We start from the raw sequence: 20,861 nt of genomic DNA, 5'->3' as shown, positions 1-20,861 counted from the left end.
TACTATCCTACTTTCAGTATTACTATCCTACTTCCTGTTTTTCTCAATCCACTCGGTAGCAAAATCAACAAGCTCTCTTTGCTGCATCAGACGCAGCTTTGCATCACCAATAAAAGCAGTTTTCACTTCATGCTCTTTTTCAAAAGCTTCTCCTATATCGTCAAAGTCCTCGCTATCAACAAATAGTGTCTCATATGCTTTCCAGACTCTTTTTCCATCTTCCATGACTGCGCTGTGCTCTGTGCAGTTATGCTTCTTTCCCAAATACAATAGCACGCTTCATTCTTTTTTCAATAAATGCAGCTGTAAGTAATTCCCTAGCTTCTATATCACCATAAAACAAAGTATTGGACGACAAATCTTTTTTACTTTCGTCATTGACAATACTATATTCTTTTTTGATACCATCAGATATTACCTTAATTATTAGTTTGGCTTCAGCTCCCTCTTCCTGTTTCTTTTGATTTGTGGTGGAGAGTTCACTTCTTTTTGCTTCTTTATTTCTACTTTTTTTATCATGTTTAAAAACCATTTGGTTTGATTCTTCCCATATTTCTTGCGTAGTTGTATATATTTTTCTTCCACCCTTAGTTATTTTTTTGTATAATGAATTTTTTTTGCTCCATCCTTAAAGTAGTATCCACGACACAACTGACAATAGAAAATATTAACAACTTCTCTGTCCGGTGATAGGAAATTTATCATTTTCTTTCGTTTATACAACCGAAATTCATGTATTGGACATATCATAAATAGTTGCTTCATTTTGTTTTTTAGCCTTTAGCTATAACAACTACATTGTTGTTGATAAGTACTTGATCTGCTAAATTAGTGTTTTTTTCGTCTCCACTTTCTTCCTCTGCTTTACTCAAAAATTCATCATACAATTCTTGCGCTGTAGCAGTGTGCATTTCATCCGGATTAGCTGCTGTGAGGTTAAGCACAAACTTTTCATTTATTTTTTTCTCTGAATCATATCCACAAAGAGCCCAGCCATGTGATTTAGCATCTTCGTTATAATAATATGTAACCCCGTCAGGTACCTTAATAGTCAAAACACAAGCTGGCTTTCCTGACAATTCCGCAATACTGACTTCAGAAAGTTTGTTGTAATCGATCAATTGACCCTTGTCCTTTGGTTCTTTATCTTCTCTTATATCAATTATTCCTGAGCTTTTAGAAGTATCTTCATTATCTACAGAAGCTGTTGCATCTTCGTTTTCAGTAGCGGGACCTGAAGTTTCCTTGTCATTAGTAGCAGATTCTGAAGTTTCTTTTTCAGTAATAGAACCTGTATCTTCCTCTTCAGTAACAGAGCCAGTATTTTCCACTCCGGCAACAGAACCTGTATTTTTTTTACCACACCCTGTAAGTGCTGATCCCATCATTGTTAAAACCAAAACTATATAAATTATTTTCTTTTTCAAAATTTTATCCTCCATTTTCCCTCTTAATTCTTACCAGACATTTTCTTAATAAAATGTTTTCCTAAAGCCATAAGCTGCTTATCTCCCACCTTTGAGATTGAGGTAGATACTGCCATGTTTTGTAATATTTCTGATCCTATTAGGTTCGCTGCTTTCTCATAATAAGTTGGCTTTGACTCTATTTTTTCTATCTTCTCATTTAGCTCTTTCTTTTCCTCGTCAGTCAGGTACTTCTCCGTAAGCTTATCAACAATACCCTTTTCTACAACAAGACCTCCTGTGATAAATCTTGCAACATATTTCCCGTATCTTTTTATACCGGCTTCAATATCATCACCGACTGATGTTTCATAAGTAGTAGCCGCCCTTACTCCGTCTCTGTCTCTGATAACCCATTGCTTAGTCTCTTCATCAAAATATTTTTCTGCCATTTCTTATTACCTCCATTGGTCAAATTTGTTGTTCTATATATAAGTACCAGGCAGTTTCGATTCGGTTTTATTATTTTTAAACAAAAAAATGCGCCATTTTTCCCACTCATAAAAAAGATGGCGCCAAAATTCAGGTTACTCCTATAAAACATCATTATTACGATAAGTAGCGGGAGTGCTATGTATAGCAGCTCTCAGATTACTATTGTGCTGGGGAGCAAAATAGTTCCCAAGCGCATATTCAAAGTGTTCGAGAAATTTCCTTACAGCTTTTCTGGTGATAGGATTGGCAGGCTCGTAAAGGTCAAAAGAATGATACAGCCCCTCATATACGTCCACCTCTGCCACGATTCCGGCTTCCTTAAGCTTTTTTACAAAGAGTAAAGTTTCATCATAAAATGGCTCATCTGTACATACAAAGGTATAACATGGAGGAAGATGCGAATAATCTGTCTGCCTTGCAGGTGCAGCGTAGGCAGGAACCGCTTCCTTTACATTTTTCCCCAAATAAAGTTTCCATGCCATGTGGTTTCTTCTGGTATTCCAGACTTTGTTATGATTATCCCTTGAAGATCCTGTATCAAAGTTATCAAGCATGGGGTAAAGTGGCATCTGATATGCGATATTTACGCTCTTTTTATCCCTTGCAAGCATACACAGTGCTGCACACAGGGATCCCCCAGCGCTCTCTCCTCCGACCATGATCTGGTCATCGCGGATATCAAGCTTCTTTGCATGCCTTTTTATATAAAGGAGCGCAGCATAGCAGTCCTTAAGGGCTGCAGGATAAGGCGCCTGCCAGGACAGCCGATATCCGGGAGAAACTACAACGACACCATATTTCTTAACAAGATCTATTGCCCTGGTCATATATGCCATTTCCTTCATTCCTGTTGCGAATCCTCCGCCATGAATCCAGAGTACACATGCAGCTCCGCCTTTATAATCTTTTGGTTTGATGACAAGAGCCTTTATATACCTTTTTCCAGTCTTAATTGTTATCTTCTCCTGAACAACGTCCTTATCAGGCCATAGCTTTATTCTTGGCATATGTATTCCTTTCAAATAATATCTCTACGCAAAATATCAAAACTCTTTTTGTTCACGCAGATATTGTTCATATACTTCTTTAATGCTTTTATTCATATTATTGGGCATCATCAATTGTATATAGCAGTTTCTGAACAATCTTTCAGGTATATCTGCAACAGATTTGTACTTCCCAGTTTCATGATTGCTGTTATAGCATCCATATACGAGTGCATTAAATGCATTACTTATTTGCTTATCACTATAAAGATTTATGATTCCCCAAATGGCTGTGTTGCTTTTTACATATTCAACCAATTTTTCATCTTCCAAAATGGCCTCATAATTATCCAATGCCTTCTTTTGGTCATTTTTGTAAAAATAGCAGCAGCCATACTTATTCCAGGTTTCTATGGTTTTAGTTGTATACTTATCGCTTTCATCAAATCCAAATGAAGATTTCCAATATGGATAATCATCAAAAAGGAAGCTGACTAAAAGAAGCAGAAATATTGCTATTATTAAAATAATAAGGTGTCTCTTATTTACTGCTATAACTATTTTTTTACCATTTTCCATATACGCTTTCTATTACTCCATAGGTAAAGAATTCTCTGAGGACCTCACCCTCTATCAAGATTGCTGCCTTAATGTAGATGCATTTATTACAAATAGTGATTTTTCGGATGTTTCTTGTTAGAAACTATATCTGATGATATCACAGATGAGTTGTGAGTGGGGATTAATGAGGGATGCCGGACTCATAAGAATCCGGCGGGTTTAAATGAAGAAATGTGTTTCTGTGAGTACAAGAGGTTTGGGGCTCCTCTTGCTGTGTTTAATATAAAATATGAACTTAAAATAAAACTAAAGCTATTTTGAAAGTTACACTGAAATGTAAAAGTTATTAGCTTTGGGGTACTTCGCTGTTAATTGAATAGTCTAAGTTGTGTTTGTTTTTAGTCAACCTTCAATATCTAGAGTGCGCTTATAATTAGATTCCCTTTTCCTATTGAAGTTAGTTTGCCGGTCGGTGAAATTGTTATTCGAAAAAGTCTCTCCAAAAAGAAATTTAAAAACATTTAAATTTACCCTAAAGTAATTATGTGTTGGCATCGATATATTTTCTGTGAGCGAAAAGAACATTCAAATGGCCAGAATGAATGAAAGAACAAATTTACGATTTTTTGGAGGTTTTTACTTATGTATACTTACGAACTCTTTCTTTCAACAGATGTTAACGGCAAGAAAATCCACTTTATCAATACTGACCACAAGGTTGACAACCTGAATAAATGGCTCAAAAAGCTTGTTAAGGATAATACTATTACTGAAGATGTTGCAAATGCAGTTTCTTATGTTTGGTAAATAGAAATTTTATCGTATGCTGATGTAAGGGTCCGAAAGGATCCTTTTTTCATGCTATTTTTCAAAACCATAAATAGGAAAAAATAGCACAATAAAACAGCCAGAGAACTTTGTCTCCAGCTGTTTTAGAAGGAAATAGAAAATGAAAAAGGAAATTGGTAAAGGCATTTTCATGCCGGGGTTGCATTTTACTGGGTAACTCAGCCATCAAAATGGTTGATACAGCCACAGTAAGTACATTCTGCATGGGACTGGCTGATATCTACATTTATATTCTCGTGGCAGCTCTGACAGGAAATTTCCATCATCTGAGCATAATTGGGATCGGTTTCTCCATTACTTGTGAAGCTGTTGCCTGAAACAAGAAGTGTTGTAATCATTGCTACTGCTACTACTTTAATCATGTTCCCCATACATTTTCCCCGCTTTCGAGAATCAAATATCTTTCTATACTTTCATTGTAAATCTCTCTGTCCAACAAATGTCTAACAAATCATGCAGGCTGGCGATATTTTTATGAAAAAATCATGAAAACACATGTATGAATAGTAATGAAAATTAAAGACTTTTTAGAATGCTTTAATTCTGTTGTCCTATTTTCAACACATTTGTGGGCTATGATTATCAAGATGCAAATACTGCTACAGTTTACCATTGATTCATATGTTGGTAGCGGATTATGAAGAAAAAGAGTATTTACGAGAAAAAGAAATTAACGTTCATAGATACGGTAAATTACAACGGAAGATATATGGATGTTGCCATGTTTCGGAACAGACTTATTATTTCTGGGGGTATCTTACTTATTGTGGCTGTTTGTGCATGCATGACGTTACTTCTATTATGAGCTTCAGTATGGGTGATGGTATATGAAAAAAGGTGTTATCTACAGGATATCAGAAGAACAGATAGAATACATTCAGGATCATACATTCAACATGCTTTATGATAAAACCTTGTACTGGTTATATTCTGAACGTATGCCAATACTCTATCCTTTCCTTCTTCAGAAGAAAAAGGATAAAGTATCGCTTGAAGACTTGCTTGAATACTGCAAAAATCAGAGGATTGAAGTCTATCCGATGACCATAAGGAAAAGTCTGGTACTGACAAATATCGCGGAATATAGGGAAGCATTTGTCATGAGAAAGCGCGGAATACTAATAAAGAGTAATCAGATAATCAGGCTTATCATAGAATACTCGAAATACTGTATTGCTAATTTTCCTGCAGATGCCTGAAAGGAGGATGCTATATGAGTGATGAATTCAGGGAAAAGGCTATAAGTGTAATTGTAGAATTTGGAAACGGAGATGCTGAAGAACTGAAGGGACTTGCAGATGGAGAACTTTTGAAAAGGTACTGTGAAGTAACAGGAGAATCAGCAGATGACTATAAGGATGCCTGAATGAAAAGATCTGCTTGGTTGAGTTAGAAGATTTTTTCATTATCTTCGGTGGTATCGGGAGTAATGATGAAATCTTTTTCATTAAGCTCCTCTTCTTCCCCAAATATGTTCAGCTGCTTTACTGTTTTTATAAGGGCATCATATTCTGCTTTTTCTGACATAGTGAGTTCTCTTGTCATGTAATAGTTATCTCCTACGTATTAGTGTTTTCATATTATATGACATTATGACTTAATAGGCGAGGCCAGACAATGCCATGGATTTTCATAGCACCGCCTGGCCTCTTTATTATTTGAAGTCTGCGTAATTCCTCTTCCTGTATGGTTATTTTAGTCTCTCAAATATGCTGTTTCATATCAGCAAAAGTACCAAAAACAGCTGTTACTGAAAGATATATCCAAAAGTCGGTTTCAAATTGAAGAAGTTTTGTAAGCAACTTATTAGTGCAGAGATGAACGGAAGGAGAATCTGGTATCCAGCGGTAAATGTATTAGATTGACAATTCACATTTTTTACACAAAGCTGTCACTTTCTTTTACGATTTGGGGGTTATGATGATACTCAATTAAGAGAGTTACTTCTCTTACCCCCTCATAAGAATAAAAACTTTTCTTCAAACACATAGGCTGGCAACTCCCGTGACAAGGTGCCAGCCTTCCTTCATTAATTAACTACAACATATATGTATTGCCATGTGGGATAGGTCTTCGTTACAACTCACACCCAATATATGGCAGGAAGTCATTTACATCATCTAATTCCTCAGAAGATGGTTCAAATACGAGCTTGTTATTAGAAAAGCTTTTTTGATAGGGATCTTCCTCTTTGAACTGCTCAATCTTCTTCAATAATATGAGTCCGAGCCTTGTGGGATCGTTGTCAACAGATTCTGCCAGGTATAAAAGACCTTCTGAGTCAAGTAGTCTTCCGCCTTTAATATCGCTCTTTAACCTTTCGTATCTTTTGTATTCTTCTTTTGATAAGTATCTGTCTTTTGATGACATATTATTGCCTTTCCTTTTTAAATTCATGGATTGCAGTGCAGATTTCCTCTGCATAATCGCTTCTTTGCCCTGCCTGGGATAAGAAAAAGGTGTTTCTTTTTATCTCATCCGGCGAAAGAGCTTCACAGCTTATGTTTATGTCAGGCAGCGCAATATAATAGCTGTTGATATGACTTCCATATATGACAAGGATTTTCTTGTCTTCTATCTGCAATTTGAGTTCTGTGGTATCATCAGTGATGGTGAAATGCTGTAGTATGGTATAATCCATATTATTTTCATTCTTTCGTTTGGACTATATTATAATTTAGTATATCATTAAAAATATAATAACAGAATTTGCACGAAGGTTAAACATGAATCAGGTGGAACGTATAGAACATTTTTACAGGGAATTGTATCGGGATGACTTTATATTATCTCATGGGTTTGAGAGATTTCGCTTTGGCACACAGGAGTTTTACGCCTGCGCTTCTACCCTAAGATCTAAGTCTGGCAGAGAGATAACTGTTAGCTTCAATATCCATGATGAAGCTCCTGATGAGGCAGAGCTTGTTATCCAGCTCCTTAACAAATCTTCCCTGGAACAGATAAGAATTGTTGGAACAATGATTGCCCAAAAGCTCCATAAAGAGTTAAACGTATATGAGGAGCCGGGATGCATTTCTATGGTGTCTTATTATGATATCGAGGATGTCCAGGGGATCATTGAGATGATGAAAACTTCACTTGAAGAAATAAATAAGGTTGTTCTGTTTACTTTAGACTGAAAATATAAATGAAATACAGGAAAACTTATGACTAAAGACTGCTCATAGTGGGCAGTCTTTAATATTACAAGTAATTGACATAGGACGCACCTTCTGCAGTGCTAATCTTTAAAATTGTACTTATCTGAACGAATGCGGACCCTTATAGGGAAGCATTCTATGATGAAGTATTCTCCTTTATATGATGGAGTTGGATGGCTTGTGGTTATGAATACATCGACCTCCCCCTGGTGCACCCACCAAGTGCGCTAAAAAGGGTACAAAATATTTCTATCTTCAGTCATAGTCTTCACATCGTGATGGTGTTTACATAAGGGTTGCCAATTCGAGCGGTCCCAAAATAAATTCATGTCACCCCGGTGCGGTTTTATATGATCAACAACCGTTGCTCTTACTATTTTCTTTTCGTCAAAGCACTTCAAACATAAAGGATGTTCAGCAAGGAACTTCTTCCTTTCTCTTCTCCAAGCACTGTCGTACCCTCTTGCCGCTGCACTCCTTCTGTCGCCTGCATGAAGCTTTGCGTGTTCTTCACAATACTTCCCATCCGTAAGCCTTGGACACCCTGGGTGCTTACATGGCTTCTTAGGTTTCATTGGCATAACATACCTCCTCCTATACCGGAGGCACGTAAGAAAGGAGAAAACAACGCACCTCCACACACCAATAGGAACGCAAAGAAAAAAGGCCCTGCAGTAATCTGCAAGACCTCTATCCTTTCTTCGCATCTTAATACTATCATATTTGCTAACTGTAATTCACTGTAATTTACTGTAAAACTTTCTTGATTTAGTTTATTTTGTTAAGTTTTACCTACATTAATTGTATTAATCCTTTACAAAAGCAATCACATATAGTATATTTTATGCTGTTGGCCTTTTTATTATGATTACAGTCCAACTTATTAATATAGGTAATAGCAAACCGCTTATTTTGTAATATCGGTATGCAGTATAGCAACAGAAAAGAGAAAGGAAAGGGAATGTTGAAGAAAAGTATTATTACGGCAGCAGGCGCTTTATTTGCAATGCTTCTCCTGGGCAATCCGATTAAAGCTGATGCAATGGCACAGGCTAGAGCATGGAAGACGTATATTACAGAAACAGGATATTTTTATGATCAGCTTAGTCCGAGAATGAAGAAGATCTATAAAGCTCAGAGTGAGCTTATGGTTGAAAAAGGTTCTCGTGTTATTTCAAGATTTACTATTGATTCCAAACTTGGTTTTACTGAGGAGTCTGATTTAGTAACTGCGGATGAAGCCAATACGGTTACTAGGGCTCTTATGTATGACCATCCTGCGATGGTGTATAGGGTAAATGATGAGCATACGGATATCATCATTGATGGAACATCAACTGATAATGTTTTGAATCAGGCAGCAGGCATTATATCGAATGCCAGTGGGATGAGCGATTCTGAGAAGGCAAAGTATTTCCATGATTATCTTGTCAATAATGTATCATATATAGAGACCGCTAATAATAAACAGATTGCATATGGTGCCCTTATTGAAAAAAAGGCCGTATGTGAAGGGTATGCCCGTGCTTATGCCTTATTATGTCACATGGGAGGCGTTGAAAATGTTCTTCAGTATGGACATGCTATGGGTATTGACCATGCATGGAATATCGTTAAACTCCAGGATAATCAGTGGTATGAGGTTGATTGCACATGGGATGATGACGGTGATGGAAATCCTCCTGCTTATGAATTTTTCCTTATTACTAATCAGGAGATGGAATCCAAGTATCATGTGCATTATGACGGGACTGCAGACGACCAGTCAGGACGTTATACAGGATTGTCTGTTCCGGTAGCTACGGGTACTACATATGCGTATGTTCCGGAACCTTCTTCAACTGACACCAGTTATAACCCGAATGAGGACCAAGCACAAAGCTCTACGCAGGAAACATCAGGAAATTCTACAGATAGTGTGCAGCAAGCAGAAAATAGCGATGCGACTCAAAATGCCACACAGGAAATATCAGATAATGGACAGCAATCAGCAGATAACAATAATGTAGCTCAAGATAGTAACGTAACAACTGATGATTCCTCTGAAAAGGATATTGTAAGTGGTAAGGTATATACTGCTACCTCCGGAGAGGATATAGTTGTAACTGGCAGTGAAGCCTGCATCGTAAAAGGCAGTGGAAGCAGCATTCCTTCACACGTAACTGTAGAGGGACACACATATGAAGTTACTGAAATAGGTGCTGAAGCTTACCTCGGAAACAAGGATATTAAGAGCATTACCATTCCTAAGAGTGTGAAGAAGGTCGGTAGCAGAGCTTTTGCTGACTGCACAAACCTTCGTAAGATCAAGTTTGCGGGCAAGAATGTAAAAAAGATTGGAAAGAAAGCTTTCTGGAACATAGGTAAGAAAGCTACAATAAATATCCCCAAAAAGGTCTATGACAAGTATGTAAAGCTCATCAAAAAGAGTAAGCCCACCAAAGGAATGAAGTATAAGAAGAAATAAAGCAAAGAGCAGATCCATCAGTACCACTGATAAGGTCTGCTCTGCTTTTATTATATCTTAATCATCTCAATGGCCTTCTTATGCATCTTGAAGATATTATTGACACTGTATCCCATGTCTATTGCTATCTGCTCCCAGGGCTTATAGCACAGGTATCTAAGCTCAAGAAGTGTCTGGTACTCCAGGTTATCAATAGTTTTTATTACTGTCATGATCTTTGCTTTTAAATCGACCAGCTCATCAATCTCACTATTGATTTCATTTTCAAGGTCGATGATCTTTACAATGACATCTTCCATCTTGTGGGTGTTCCTGGTGGGGCTCCCCGGCATATCTGTCAAGGTGCTTGTGGCTTTTGTAGCCAGTGTATGAAGGTTGCTCATTTTCAGAGACAAAAGTCCTTATAGGAGGCGTGATGTTTCCTGCCCACACGGGGAATCCGATGATGATCTCATCATAATCATCTGCAATCTTATAAGGTTCAAGTTCCGGCTTTTCTGCCATAACAGCAGATTTTCCGCCCCAGAAATATTTGGCAAATGTGCTTTTTTGCTGGTAACTTTTTTTCGGAATGAGTTTCAAAAGCTCAGTGCCGATGTTCTCTGCAAGCTTTTCTGCAATATATTCGGTATTTCCTTCGAGTGAGTAATAAACGATAAGTCTTTTCATGTGTCCTCCTATCAACCAAAGGTCAATATAACCACAAAAAATATTATAGCAGTTTTCTAAAAAAAGTATAAAAACTCATAGATGCATAGTGATAATTTTCTGGATTGTTTTATAATAGGTCAATTATATCGTCCTATCTCAAACACATTTAGGGACTATTATCAGTAGAACAAGAAGAATGCATTTTATTTCAGATTGGATTTATATATAGGGATCTACTATGGAAAAGAAAATTGATGCAAATCTATAGATAACCGAAGCGGCGCACACTCGTGACTTCAGTCGTGAGTTAGCCGCCCAGTACGAAAGCCTGTATTGCAAGAACATTAGTTTGCAAACACCAGTTCGCAGTGCTATAATTTTATTATGAAGATTACAACCACATACAAGGTGAAAATCAAACATTATAACCATATTTTTAAGGCTACTATCCGCATCTACCGTAAAGCTGTAGATTTCCTTATCGAGGTCTGTCTGGCCAACTGGAATGAGATTATTGAAATCCCTTTTGCAACCGCTCGTCAAAGCTATGTTGAAAAGCTTATACATAGAACAAAAGGTAACCCTTCTCCTGTCTATGACTTTGACAAGAATTTCTACAAAATGCCCACATACCTTCGGCGTGCAGCCATAAGTGATGCTATCGGAAAAGTATCATCATATAAAAGTAATCTTGCAGGCTGGGAAGCAGAGGTTCCTTCTGAAAGAGGAAGTGCGCCAGCTTATCCAAGGGCGGGTTTCTCGTTTCCCACACTTTATAAAAATGATATGTATAAACTTCCCGGCAAATACAAGGCAAAGATTAAAGTCTATACCAGAAACACCTGGGATTTTATCACTGTAGATCTACGGAAGTCTGACATTGACTATATAGAAAATCATTGTAGTAATCGAAAGAAACTATCCCCCACGCTGAGAAAACGTGGTAAAGAATGGTTTCTGGATTTTCCTTTTGAGGAAAATGTAAAACTTGATAAGAAAGATATCCTTAGTCAGCGTATAGTTGCGGTTGACCTTGGCGTAAATTCAGCTGCTACGGTTTCAGTAATGCAGGCAGATGGCACGGTCTTGGGAAGGCACTTTTTTAAACTGCCCAAAGAATACGACTCTCTGAAGCATTCTGTTGGCCGTATAAAAAAAGCACAGCAGCATGGAAGCCATAAGACACCAATATTATGGGCAAAGGCTAAAGGTATAAATAATGATATAGCAGTTAAGACTGCCACGTTCATAATGGATATAGCAGCTGCTTACAAGGTTACTTCCATAGTTTTTGAACACCTTGACATTGGCGGTAAAAAACGTGGTTCCAAAAAACAGAAACTGCAGCTATGGAAAGCCCGCTATGTGCAATCAATGATAGCTGACAAGGCACACAGGCTTGGTCTTCATGTAAGCACCATCAATGCATGGAACACGTCGAGGCTCGCTTTTGACGGGTCTGGAAGGGTACTTCGCGGCCGCGAAGATGACCTTGGGTCTTATTCCGTATGCAGATTTGCAAATGGAAAAGTCTATAACTGTGACCTTAGTGCATCATACAATATCGGAGCACGATATTTCATACGAGAAATATTAAAATCCTTGCCTGTGAAGGAGAGGTTGGCGCTTGAGGCAAAAGTTCCTCAGACTGCCAGGAGAAGTACCTGCACGTTGTCTACACTAATTAATCTATACGGAGAACTGTATTCTATGTGATATAGTATCGCTGCATAGACTGTATCTGTAGTCAATGAGTCCATACTCCATCGATAAATGGGTATGGAAGCACGCGACTTTAGTCGTGTGAGGCTTCACTTTGATAAGAAAAATGTAACTGTCATAGATGCTGTGGAACATAACGGCAGATATGTTGACGCTGCTGCTATCAGAAATAAATGGATAACTGCAGGTGCAATATTATTTGCAGCCGTTGCTTTTGTGGCGGCTCAGATTGTGTGAATCTGACAGAAGGCGTCAAATGAGAAAGAAACCTATAACCTATGAGATTTCGGAAGGTCAGATAGAGTATATTCAGGAGCATACTTTTAACGTGCTTTATGACAAAACTTTGTACTGGCTTTTTTCTGAGCGAATGCCTATGCTTTATCCGTTTCTGCAGGATAAGAAAAAGGAGAATGTCTCTTTAGAAGAGCTGCTCCAGTATTGTTATAACCAGCAGATAGAAGTATACCCCATGACTTTCAGAAGAAATAAGCTTCTTACTAATATCTCCGAATACCGTGAGGAGTTTAAGATGTACCGGCGGGGGATACTCATTAAAAGTGACAAAATTTCAAAACTCATAGTTGAGTATGCAAAGTATTGTCTTGCAAATTTCCCAGTGGGCACGTGAGCAGGACCTGGTGCATTAAATACCATCACAATAAGTGGACATAATCAAAATAGTTATTTTTCTTATTCTTCTATTTGAAAACTCTTTTCCGTTTTTCTTATCACATATAGTAAAATTGTTAATGATACAGCCATCATGACTGCTTCTGTGACAGGCTGTGCACACAGCATTCCTTCAAACTTGAACACTTTGTTCAGGATAAGAAGCAGGGGAATATACATTCCTATCTGTCTTATCAGTGTTATAGCAAAGGCATATATAGGTTTTCCCATGGCCTGGAATGACATTCTGCACATTGATACGGTTCCTACAAAAGGCAGGATGAACATCAGATGCCTAAGTACCATTGTACCTATGGAAATAACATCAGATGATTCTGTAAAGATCCCTATCAGTAAAGGTGCAAGTGTCCCATAGAGAGCCATAAGTAAGATCTCTGTTACGGTAACTGTAGACACACCAGCCTTCAGTACATCCTTCATACGTTTTGTATTTCCGGCACCGAAGTTATAGCCCATAATCGGCTGTGTTCCTGATGCAAATCCCTGATATACATAGCTTCCAAGAGAAAGAACCTTCTGAGCTATGCCCATGGCGGCGACGGTAAGCTCACCATATGTGACGGCCAGGTTATTGTTTACCATATATGCCGCTGACGTGAGAAGTGTTTCAAGTGATGCAGGAACGCCTACCCAGTATATTTCCTTTAAGATTCTCCAAGAAGGAACCACTTTATTTAGTGACGGGCGAAGAAGAGTTTTTCCGCGAAGATAATAAAGTGCTGATACGCCAAAACCTATGACATTTCCAAGAACAGTTGCTATGGCTGCTCCCCGTATCTGCATGTTTAGACCAAAGATAAGAACAGGATCAAGTATCACGTTTATTATTGTTCCGACAAGCATTCCAGTCATGGAATATCTGACGGACCCTTCACTTCTAAGGAGAGCTCCTATTGTATAGCTTCCCATGGTAAAGAAACTGCCAAGGAGTATTACAACGACATACTGCTTTGTGTAGAGACTTGTATTGTCTCTTGCACCAAGGAGTCTTATGATATCCGGTAAAAATAAAAGTCCAAAAACCATGACCAGTACACTGTTTACTATAGTAAGGACTAATGCTGCCGTTAATGTATGTGTGGCAGTTTCCCGGTCTCCTGCCCCTAGGCTTCTTGCTATAAATGATGAAGCTCCTGAACCTATCATGTTTGAAATGGAAACAGATACCATCATCACAGGATATGCAAGATTTACGGCAGCGAGCTGATAATCATCACCCGTAAGGCCTATAAAGTATGTATCTACCAGGTTATACAAAACCATGATAAACATTCCTGCAACAAGAGGAAGACTCATCTTTAATACTGCCTTAGCAGGTTTTTCCTTGCTGAAGGTATATATTCGTTTATCTTCTTTATTTTTCATCTAAGAAACCATCCATTTGAATATTACTGTGGCTGCAAGAATATCTCCCTATAAAAGGATCCATCCGAAGTAAAAGCCACAAAGTCCATTATATCTCTTTTTGGTTGTAGCCATACATTTTTTTAGGGCTGATCTGATATATTAGTCACTAAATTAAAAAGCCAGTTACCCACTATCATGAGTAACCGGCATTTTTGCTTTAGAGATTATGCGATATCCTGTTTTTTCTTTTCTTCGGCATGGCGAATGATGTACTTTTCGCCAGTCTCGAAGATTTTATTCTCACTGTCATAGTGATATACATTATCTGTGAGCTTGTCTGTGGAAGAAACAGTTGTAGCATTTACTTCTCTGACCATGTGATCGAGCGCTGTCAGTTCGAAATTCCCATCGTCCGGGACAAGGATAAGCTCGTGGAGGCTGCTTGGAAGGATATAAAAGCTTCCCCCAAGTCTTTCTGCAGCCTTGTCCATGAACTCCTCGTAAGCAAGGACACATGCTCCGTGAATGTTACCTTCAACAGAGGCTACAAATAGCTTCTCTTCTTCCGGAGGAATGTTCAGACCGAGGTCTTCAATGTTTTCCGCTCCCGAGCTTATTGAAAGAATCTCAGACATTCCTTTAATCTCAAGAGGCCTGTTCTTGGGAGCTATCTCAAGTGCATCCTCATGCAGCTGCTCGGCTGTAATGCCATAGCCTTCAAGGAGCTGATTGGTAACAAGAATAGTACCGGGAATGGGATTAAGATCGAAACGGTAAACGATCGCCATGTCCTCGATGTTCTTATGAGGTACAGTCTTGAGAAGATTCTTGTTGGCTTCAGCTGAGACAACCTCCATTGTGAGTTTTTCTTTCATGATGCTGTAATCCCTGTAAGATTCAACATCATAAGCCTCGGTATTCTTAAGAGCTTCTCTTGCAAAGTGAACAGACTCATCCACGATGTTTTCAAGAGCCTTTCCGTTTTCATACTCTACAAAAAGAGCGGTTGCATTGAGGTTAACGCCGATAATGTCGTCTACAGGCTTAACTGTAAGTGCATTATACTTCTCGTTCAGTTTCTCTGCTTCTCTGGATTGGATAGTAAATTCAGAGCCGAGTGATTCCTGAATGCGGTTTATAAGTTCCTCGTTAAATGTAGAAAAGTTAGTGATTTCCATGATTTTTCCTCCTTCATGGTTGCTGTGCTTATAGAAAGTGATTTAAGGCTGCTCCTATAAGCTGGTTAATGGTTTGTATTTACATAAAAAAAGAACAGACTTATCACTAAGCTGCTCTCTTCTCACGTACCAAAGGATACATGTTGCGTTGCCAAAAGGCATAAAAAATAGCCGGACCAGTAATCTGATTCGACTTCTACATGCAATAATATGAAAACTAATAACTAAAAACATAATTATAATATATTAATAAATGGATTATGTCAACGTTATACCATAATATATTTTACGATTATCTATAGGACTAAAAAAATGTAATTATAAAATTTTTCTTAACTAAATGTAAAAAATACATAAAATACATCTTTAAAAATTAACAAATTTGAGATATAATCTTAATTGTTATACTTTGGATATTTATTTAACAATATGGGGATAAGTGTATTACTTTATTTGTTACTGGGGGAAAGTATGACCAACAAAAATACAAAGGCCAAAAATCTTATTGAACGCATCGCGGGTATGAGCGGAGCCCGTTATAGTGATAAGACGATTAAGAATATCGAGGCAATTCTGATAGCGTACAAGGATATTAATGCTAATAAGGAGTATTTCAATTTCTCAATGTTCGGGAATGATTCCATAGAAAAACTTCTTCCGTATGTATACAAGAATTTCATAAGGGACGATCTGGTTAGTGATGGAGTGATAAACCGTATGGTCATGCAGCTTCTCAATGATCAGAAGGCGCAGGAAATTCTATATGAAACGCTTGATGAAGTAAGGGACTTTAAGGCGTGTGATGTTCTGAAGAATGATGGTGAAACAAAGGTGCCGGTAGGACATATCTATCATTATATTCTGAAAAATCTGTACTTTGTCGACGAGGATTCGACTAATACTGATATATTTGAGGATCTTGATATCGGACAGAACCAGTATTCTTACAGGAAAGAAGAGGCTATAATGCTTTTCGGGATTTGTTTTTGGCATAAATGCCTTATGCTGACTGATAACTGGCAGGATATGCTTCGGGGAATACTGGAAAAAGAAGGCAGGGAAGACCTTATCGAAATCAGTTGTCTTTAATGAAATGTGGAGAGTGTTGGTGCTCTCCTTTTTTGTTGCAAAAATTTAAGAAAAGGTCATAAGAATGATAAGGGAAAAGTTAGGGAAAAAACAGTCAGAATGTGGGGAAATGCGGAGAAATCCTAGGGAAATGTCGATAATAATTGGCTCATATAGTGCTCACGCCCTAGTCCAAGCATGACTTATAAATATATGATATATTCATCATATATTGAAAGTATCCTTTGTTAATCGCAACATCATATATTCTGTGGGTTGTATTAACGTGGATTGATAAGGAAAAATTGAAAAAGGAGGGAACTTTCGGAAAATGGGTTTATATGGGGATGACTCATTTTCTTATGAGAAAAGATCATTTGGGGAGAGAAATTTCTTTGCTATCAGGAAAGTTTATGAGGTTTCTTTTGATGGCATAACATGGTTCAAAGCCGGGGATCATGTGCACTATGTTTCTGAAAAATATGGAATGCTGAGATCAAAAGTTATTAATGTGGAATATGATGGAAGCATTCTTGTTGAGAATAAAAAGGGTATATTCTCGTGCAGTGCTAAAGAGATGGAGTTTGGACGCATTGCCTTTGGAAGGGCGGCAGATTGTAAACACAGAGGGTGTCTCGCTGTCAGATATAGGGAACAGTTTACAATTGATCTGAACAAATGGTATACGGTTGGCCAGAGCTATATAATCAAGACTGACAGACAATTATTTGTTGGTGCGGAAATTACGGGTGTGATGAACAATGGCAATATACGCATATCATGCGATGGCAGTGATGATGTGATCTACTATTCTGAGATATTGGATATTTTTGACTACTGCAAGAATTACAGATATCTGCTTCTGGGTAAAAAAACGGAGAAAGAGATGGCAGAGCCTAATAAAAAATATACTGAGAATGCTATAGTAGATTATCTTTAACATAGCTTTCTGACATATATTATAAAATCTTCCTATACGCCGGAACTTCTGGTGTACAGGAAGATTTTTTAATTTTTCGGCTCAGCACAGGTTGGCAAATACAGATGCCAAAAGCACGGTGAAAATACCTGAAACGGCTATTGCAAGACCGCTCATGGCACCTTCTACATCACCTATCTCAATTGCTTTTGCAGTTCCGATTGCATGGGAACTGGCACCAAATGCTAAACCCTTGGCAATAGGCTCTTCTATATGCGCTATCTTGCATATGAATTCACCAAACATGTTTCCAAGCACGCCTGTTATTATGATCACGGCTACTGTTATGGTCACGTATCCGCCTAATTCTTCAGATACCCCCATTCCAATTGCAGTTGTAATCGATTTGGGTAAAAGTGTTACATACTCTGCATGGGTAAGACCGCATAGCTTGGCTAAGATAAACACGGTTGTCATGCTTGTTATCGTTCCTGCCAGTAATCCCAGCAGAACCGCTTTGTAGTTCTTTTTTAGCAGCTCAAGCTGCTCATATAGCGGAATGGCAAGACAAACAGTGGCAGGTGTCAATAAATAACTTAAGTATTTTGCACCTTCATTGTATGTTTCATAATCAACTTTTCCGGCAATAAGAACCATACATGATATAACGATTGAAATCAGTAAAGGATTAAAAATCCCCAGCTTAAACTTCTTTTTTAAAGCCACTCCAGCCATATATGATAAAAGGCTTAATGTAACTCCTGCAAACATAGAATTTTGAAAGAACTCATTCATCTTTTTTTCTTGACTTTCTTATGATAATCTGTGATACCCATCCAGTAGCCATCATAACCGTAATTATGGTAACAACTGTGATAAGGCTTACCGGTAACAGGATCGGTTTCAGGGTTATCCAGCTTGACATGAGTCCAACTCCTGCCGGGATGAACATGACAGGCATTATTTCAATTAAAAATAAACCGGTATCCTTGACTTTCTCATATTTTACGATCCCGGTAACTAAAGCTATAAATAACAAAGCCATTCCGTAAATGCTTGCAGGAATAGGCAATGGCAGTATGGTCTTTAATAATTCACCTAAAAATGAAAATCCGAGAATGATCAGAAATTGCTTAATATATTTCATGTAAAGAGCCTTTCAAAACATCTATAACAAAAATAAACATCGCTTATTATAGGACACATATTTTGGAAGTCAATTTACAATTTATACAAATTTGTAGGGAAGTTTTACGAGTATTTGGAATTTCTAATAATTCTGATAGGCTGAAAGAGTAACAAATCCCTCTTTTGAATTGTCAAGCCAGGATATAAGAGCTCTTATTATGTCCTGCTCCATGATCCTTTGCGTTACCCTGGAATTTCTTGCTATGTACTCTCTTACCTGGTCAACGTCGTATGGAACATCCATGCTGTTCATATATTTACATACAAATCCCAGCTTCTCTTCATTATTCAGAAGAGGTATTTCCTTTTTGATCGAGAATCTGGAAAGGAGCGCAGGATCAAGGTTATCTACTACGTTGGTGGCAGCAAGGATTATCGCTTTCGGGGCATGTGTCTTACAGTAATCAAGTTCCTGCATCAGAGTTATCGTTATGCTCTTTAAAGTGTCATTGGTGGATGCTGTTCTGCTGGTTGCGATACAGTCTATCTCGTCGATCATGAACACGCAGTCCAGAGCAGTCATATACCGGAACACTTTCTTTAAGTTCCTTTCTGTATTTCCAAAGCCATCTTCCATAAGACTTGAAAAGTTGACATATGCAAAGTCTTTTTCCAGTGTATGTGCCACAAAGCGGACAAATGTGGTCTTACCTGTTCCGGTTGGTCCGTAAAGGAGTGTCGTGTTAACGTACTGTACCCCAAACTCTGCTAGTTCCTTACAGCGTTCTCCGTTCTTCTGAATGTCGTTTATGATATCAATCTGTGTCTGAGTTTTAAAGTATTTGTCCAAGTCAAAATCATCGCAGTTCTCTATTTCTACAAACTTGGCGATGTCTTCAGGAAGTTTTAATCTTGCTTTTCCCATTGTAATAACCTCTTATACAAAATCATGGTGTAAGAAAAAATGTGTTGTCCCCTGCTTTGCCAAAAGAGCAGACGGTTCTGTTAAATGAATTTGAGGGAGAACGCTGCATTGCAACCTCGATAGGGACCTGATACTCCTCTCCTACCTTGTATTCTGATGAAGGATCTTCTGAGCTATATATGGTAAATACAAGTTCTCCGCGGACAAATGTATAAAAATCGCTGTAAACAAGGGAATCGTCCGTATAGAATTTGGATTCCATCTCTACCTGATTCTCTATGAAATAAGATGAGATGTCTTCTATGTAGTCATAGAGATACATGGTCTTCTCATCTTCTGTGCCAAAATTCCTGGTTATAAGCGTTTCATAATCCCCGTTCTGCATTACATCTGAAACAAAGCCTGTTTGATTGGCGGCAACAGTCCTGTAGTCAACATTAAACAGAGTCTCAATGAAGGCTGTAGCATCATTTTCATACTCATTAAGGACATTGTAATGAGCCCTGGAGAATTCCTTGTTGCAGACATAACTGTCTGATTTTTTAAAAGGAATCTCATACAATTCGGGGAACTGTGAAAGGTGCCCTTTGTAATTTGTTTCAAGCGTGTAATCCGGTGTATCTTCCTTGCCGGATGTCTTTACCTGTACATCTGGAACATCGATTGCAGAGGACATGGTTTTTTCTGGTACGGAAAGATAAAGCACCGTCCCTGCAACAGCTGTGGCTGCCACTAATAATGCACCTATCGGGATAATCGTGGCAGCTTTATTGGTATTAAATTTACATAGCTTCTTTTGTCTCAACATGATTCTCTTCTTTTTCTCTGTCTAAACGGCTTATCTTCTGGAGCCTTCTCTTCTCCACCAGGATAAAATTTCCTTTTGGCTGAAGGTCAGTGATCTCTTTTTTCACATATCCGTCCTTACCCTCTACTAGAATCGAAGGAAGTATAAAAGGTTCAAACTTTAAGAAGTACTCTTTCTTTTCATACATGGGGATATTTTCTTTTAGATATCCGCTGATGGTTGACTGATTGGCAATGTCAAAATGATCTGCAACCTGCTTTTGGGTCATGTGATGGTACTTCATGTTGATTTCCATTGTGAAAGATGTGTAGAAGAAAAAATCATCCGGGACTGGGAAGTCTTTAAGGTTCTGCCAGAGCTTGTAGACATATTTACTTGGTAATTCGTTCTTGTCATCATATTGTGAATAAAATAGTTCTGTGATTCCTATGATTTTGGCAAAAGCGGCTTTAGTAAGGCCGTATTTTGCCCTAACTGCTTTTAATGCAATTTCCATT

At 38.1% G+C, this 20,861-nt stretch carries 30 protein-coding genes; 10 read left to right on the top strand and 20 right to left on the bottom strand.

The features are described from left to right. Positions 1 to 27 precede the first annotated feature (27 nt). From G602_RS0108710 to G602_RS0108685, 6 genes are all read right to left on the bottom strand, one after another. Positions 28 to 264, bottom strand: coding sequence for an AAC(3) family N-acetyltransferase (locus G602_RS0108710; RefSeq protein WP_242835543.1), 237 nt, complete (start codon positions 262 to 264; stop codon positions 28 to 30). Next, positions 248 to 532 (bottom strand): hypothetical protein, encoded by a 285-nt coding sequence (locus G602_RS0108705; protein WP_026658665.1) that lies wholly within the window; start codon positions 530 to 532, stop codon positions 248 to 250. The genes G602_RS0108710 and G602_RS0108705 overlap by 17 nt, the downstream gene beginning before the upstream one ends. Positions 533 to 773: 241 nt before the next feature. Then, positions 774 to 1,427 carry a hypothetical protein gene (locus tag G602_RS0108700; protein WP_155829751.1) on the bottom strand — a complete coding sequence of 218 codons (654 nt, stop codon included), beginning with the start codon at positions 1,425 to 1,427 and terminating at the stop codon, positions 774 to 776. A 23-nt stretch (positions 1,428 to 1,450) separates the two neighbouring features. Next, positions 1,451 to 1,858, bottom strand: coding sequence for a hypothetical protein (locus G602_RS0108695; protein WP_026658663.1), 408 nt, complete (start codon positions 1,856 to 1,858; stop codon positions 1,451 to 1,453). A gap of 141 nt (positions 1,859 to 1,999) precedes the next feature. Beyond that, on the bottom strand, positions 2,000 to 2,908 hold the full coding sequence (locus G602_RS25865; RefSeq protein ID WP_155829749.1) for an alpha/beta hydrolase: 909 nt from the start codon (positions 2,906 to 2,908) through the stop codon (positions 2,000 to 2,002). 36 nt (positions 2,909 to 2,944) lie between these two features. Beyond that, the gene (locus tag G602_RS0108685; RefSeq protein ID WP_026658662.1) at positions 2,945 to 3,466 is read right to left on the bottom strand and encodes a hypothetical protein; all 522 of its coding nucleotides are present in this window, start codon (positions 3,464 to 3,466) and stop codon (positions 2,945 to 2,947) included. Between the two features lie 624 nt (positions 3,467 to 4,090). Here G602_RS0108685 and G602_RS30265 point away from each other — a divergent pair. Next, complete coding sequence (locus tag G602_RS30265; protein ID WP_155829747.1) at positions 4,091 to 4,255, top strand: hypothetical protein; 165 nt, start codon at positions 4,091 to 4,093, stop codon at positions 4,253 to 4,255. Positions 4,256 to 4,455: 200 nt separating this feature from the next. Here G602_RS30265 and G602_RS0108675 read toward each other — a convergent pair whose 3' ends face one another. After that, positions 4,456 to 4,668, bottom strand: coding sequence for a hypothetical protein (locus tag G602_RS0108675; RefSeq protein ID WP_026658661.1), 213 nt, complete (start codon positions 4,666 to 4,668; stop codon positions 4,456 to 4,458). Between the two features lie 456 nt (positions 4,669 to 5,124). Here G602_RS0108675 and G602_RS0108670 point away from each other — a divergent pair, with 456 nt between their 5' ends. Continuing rightward, positions 5,125 to 5,496, top strand: a complete 372-nt coding sequence (locus G602_RS0108670) for a hypothetical protein (protein WP_026658659.1) — start codon at positions 5,125 to 5,127, stop codon at positions 5,494 to 5,496. 14 nt (positions 5,497 to 5,510) lie between these two features. Continuing rightward, positions 5,511 to 5,663, top strand: a complete 153-nt coding sequence (locus G602_RS30260; RefSeq protein ID WP_155829745.1) for a hypothetical protein — start codon at positions 5,511 to 5,513, stop codon at positions 5,661 to 5,663. 23 nt (positions 5,664 to 5,686) lie between these two features. Here the strand turns inward: G602_RS30260 and G602_RS30255 are convergent, their stop codons facing one another. The 3 genes from G602_RS30255 to G602_RS0108650 all read right to left on the bottom strand — a co-directional run bounded on the left by G602_RS30255 (position 5,687) and on the right by G602_RS0108650 (position 6,938). Continuing rightward, positions 5,687 to 5,842 (bottom strand): hypothetical protein, encoded by a 156-nt coding sequence (locus G602_RS30255; RefSeq protein WP_155829743.1) that lies wholly within the window; start codon positions 5,840 to 5,842, stop codon positions 5,687 to 5,689. Between the two features lie 531 nt (positions 5,843 to 6,373). After that, the gene (locus G602_RS0108655; RefSeq protein ID WP_026658658.1) at positions 6,374 to 6,667 is read right to left on the bottom strand and encodes a hypothetical protein; all 294 of its coding nucleotides are present in this window, start codon (positions 6,665 to 6,667) and stop codon (positions 6,374 to 6,376) included. Between the two features lies 1 nt (position 6,668). After that, positions 6,669 to 6,938, bottom strand: a complete 270-nt coding sequence (locus G602_RS0108650) for a hypothetical protein (RefSeq protein ID WP_026658657.1) — start codon at positions 6,936 to 6,938, stop codon at positions 6,669 to 6,671. An 85-nt stretch (positions 6,939 to 7,023) separates the two neighbouring features. Between G602_RS0108650 and G602_RS0108645 the strand changes: the two genes are divergently transcribed. Then, a complete protein-coding gene (locus G602_RS0108645; protein WP_026658656.1) occupies positions 7,024 to 7,437 on the top strand; it encodes a hypothetical protein in 414 nt (137 codons plus the stop codon). Positions 7,438 to 7,685: 248 nt separating this feature from the next. On the opposite strand, the gene G602_RS0108640 is transcribed toward G602_RS0108645, so the two are convergent. Next, complete coding sequence (locus tag G602_RS0108640; protein WP_026658655.1) at positions 7,686 to 8,039, bottom strand: HNH endonuclease signature motif containing protein; 354 nt, start codon at positions 8,037 to 8,039, stop codon at positions 7,686 to 7,688. Between the two features lie 380 nt (positions 8,040 to 8,419). On the opposite strand from G602_RS0108640, the gene G602_RS28810 reads away from it, so the two are divergent. Continuing rightward, complete coding sequence (locus tag G602_RS28810) at positions 8,420 to 9,925, top strand: leucine-rich repeat protein (protein ID WP_026658654.1); 1,506 nt, start codon at positions 8,420 to 8,422, stop codon at positions 9,923 to 9,925. Between the two features lie 50 nt (positions 9,926 to 9,975). Here the strand turns inward: G602_RS28810 and G602_RS25855 are convergent, their stop codons facing one another. Continuing rightward, the gene (locus tag G602_RS25855; protein ID WP_049945143.1) at positions 9,976 to 10,224 is read right to left on the bottom strand and encodes a DUF1492 domain-containing protein; all 249 of its coding nucleotides are present in this window, start codon (positions 10,222 to 10,224) and stop codon (positions 9,976 to 9,978) included. Continuing rightward, positions 10,190 to 10,594, bottom strand: a complete 405-nt coding sequence (locus tag G602_RS25850; protein WP_049945142.1) for a flavodoxin family protein — start codon at positions 10,592 to 10,594, stop codon at positions 10,190 to 10,192. Before G602_RS25850 ends, G602_RS25855 begins: the two co-directional genes overlap by 35 nt. A gap of 366 nt (positions 10,595 to 10,960) precedes the next feature. Between G602_RS25850 and G602_RS0108620 the strand changes: the two genes are divergently transcribed. The 3 genes from G602_RS0108620 to G602_RS0108610 all read left to right on the top strand — a co-directional run bounded on the left by G602_RS0108620 (position 10,961) and on the right by G602_RS0108610 (position 12,929). Then, positions 10,961 to 12,292 (top strand): IS200/IS605 family accessory protein TnpB-related protein, encoded by a 1,332-nt coding sequence (locus G602_RS0108620; protein WP_026658653.1) that lies wholly within the window; start codon positions 10,961 to 10,963, stop codon positions 12,290 to 12,292. 63 nt (positions 12,293 to 12,355) lie between these two features. Next, a complete protein-coding gene (locus tag G602_RS0108615) occupies positions 12,356 to 12,535 on the top strand; it encodes a hypothetical protein (RefSeq protein WP_155829741.1) in 180 nt (59 codons plus the stop codon). A gap of 19 nt (positions 12,536 to 12,554) precedes the next feature. After that, positions 12,555 to 12,929 carry a hypothetical protein gene (locus tag G602_RS0108610; protein WP_026658650.1) on the top strand — a complete coding sequence of 125 codons (375 nt, stop codon included), beginning with the start codon at positions 12,555 to 12,557 and terminating at the stop codon, positions 12,927 to 12,929. A gap of 62 nt (positions 12,930 to 12,991) precedes the next feature. Here G602_RS0108610 and G602_RS0108605 read toward each other — a convergent pair whose 3' ends face one another. After that, positions 12,992 to 14,356 carry an MATE family efflux transporter gene (locus G602_RS0108605; protein WP_026658649.1) on the bottom strand — a complete coding sequence of 455 codons (1,365 nt, stop codon included), beginning with the start codon at positions 14,354 to 14,356 and terminating at the stop codon, positions 12,992 to 12,994. A 206-nt stretch (positions 14,357 to 14,562) separates the two neighbouring features. After that, a complete protein-coding gene (locus tag G602_RS0108600) occupies positions 14,563 to 15,516 on the bottom strand; it encodes a DUF5688 family protein (RefSeq protein ID WP_026658648.1) in 954 nt (317 codons plus the stop codon). A gap of 471 nt (positions 15,517 to 15,987) precedes the next feature. Here G602_RS0108600 and G602_RS0108595 point away from each other — a divergent pair, with 471 nt between their 5' ends. Both G602_RS0108595 and G602_RS0108590 read left to right on the top strand, forming a co-directional pair. Beyond that, positions 15,988 to 16,605 (top strand): phosphoserine transaminase, encoded by a 618-nt coding sequence (locus tag G602_RS0108595; RefSeq protein ID WP_026658647.1) that lies wholly within the window; start codon positions 15,988 to 15,990, stop codon positions 16,603 to 16,605. A 310-nt stretch (positions 16,606 to 16,915) separates the two neighbouring features. Then, positions 16,916 to 17,524 (top strand): hypothetical protein, encoded by a 609-nt coding sequence (locus tag G602_RS0108590; RefSeq protein ID WP_026658646.1) that lies wholly within the window; start codon positions 16,916 to 16,918, stop codon positions 17,522 to 17,524. An 81-nt stretch (positions 17,525 to 17,605) separates the two neighbouring features. Here G602_RS0108590 and G602_RS0108585 read toward each other — a convergent pair whose 3' ends face one another. The 5 genes from G602_RS0108585 to G602_RS0108565 form a co-directional block, all read right to left on the bottom strand. Then, positions 17,606 to 18,298 carry an LrgB family protein gene (locus G602_RS0108585; RefSeq protein ID WP_026658645.1) on the bottom strand — a complete coding sequence of 231 codons (693 nt, stop codon included), beginning with the start codon at positions 18,296 to 18,298 and terminating at the stop codon, positions 17,606 to 17,608. Beyond that, a complete protein-coding gene (locus G602_RS0108580) occupies positions 18,291 to 18,650 on the bottom strand; it encodes a CidA/LrgA family protein (protein WP_026658644.1) in 360 nt (119 codons plus the stop codon). Before G602_RS0108580 ends, G602_RS0108585 begins: the two co-directional genes overlap by 8 nt. Positions 18,651 to 18,773: 123 nt before the next feature. After that, entirely contained in the window at positions 18,774 to 19,556 is a 783-nt protein-coding gene (locus G602_RS0108575; protein WP_026658642.1) for an ATP-binding protein, read from the bottom strand. A gap of 22 nt (positions 19,557 to 19,578) precedes the next feature. After that, positions 19,579 to 20,364 carry a hypothetical protein gene (locus G602_RS0108570; protein WP_026658641.1) on the bottom strand — a complete coding sequence of 262 codons (786 nt, stop codon included), beginning with the start codon at positions 20,362 to 20,364 and terminating at the stop codon, positions 19,579 to 19,581. Continuing rightward, the gene (locus G602_RS0108565) at positions 20,339 to 20,860 is read right to left on the bottom strand and encodes a hypothetical protein (protein ID WP_026658640.1); all 522 of its coding nucleotides are present in this window, start codon (positions 20,858 to 20,860) and stop codon (positions 20,339 to 20,341) included. The genes G602_RS0108570 and G602_RS0108565 overlap by 26 nt, the downstream gene beginning before the upstream one ends. Position 20,861 lies beyond the last annotated feature (1 nt).

Source organism: Butyrivibrio sp. AC2005 (genome assembly GCF_000424145.1).
GTDB lineage: Bacteria > Bacillota > Clostridia > Lachnospirales > Lachnospiraceae > Butyrivibrio.
This window is presented reverse-complemented; position numbering and strand designations above follow the sequence as displayed.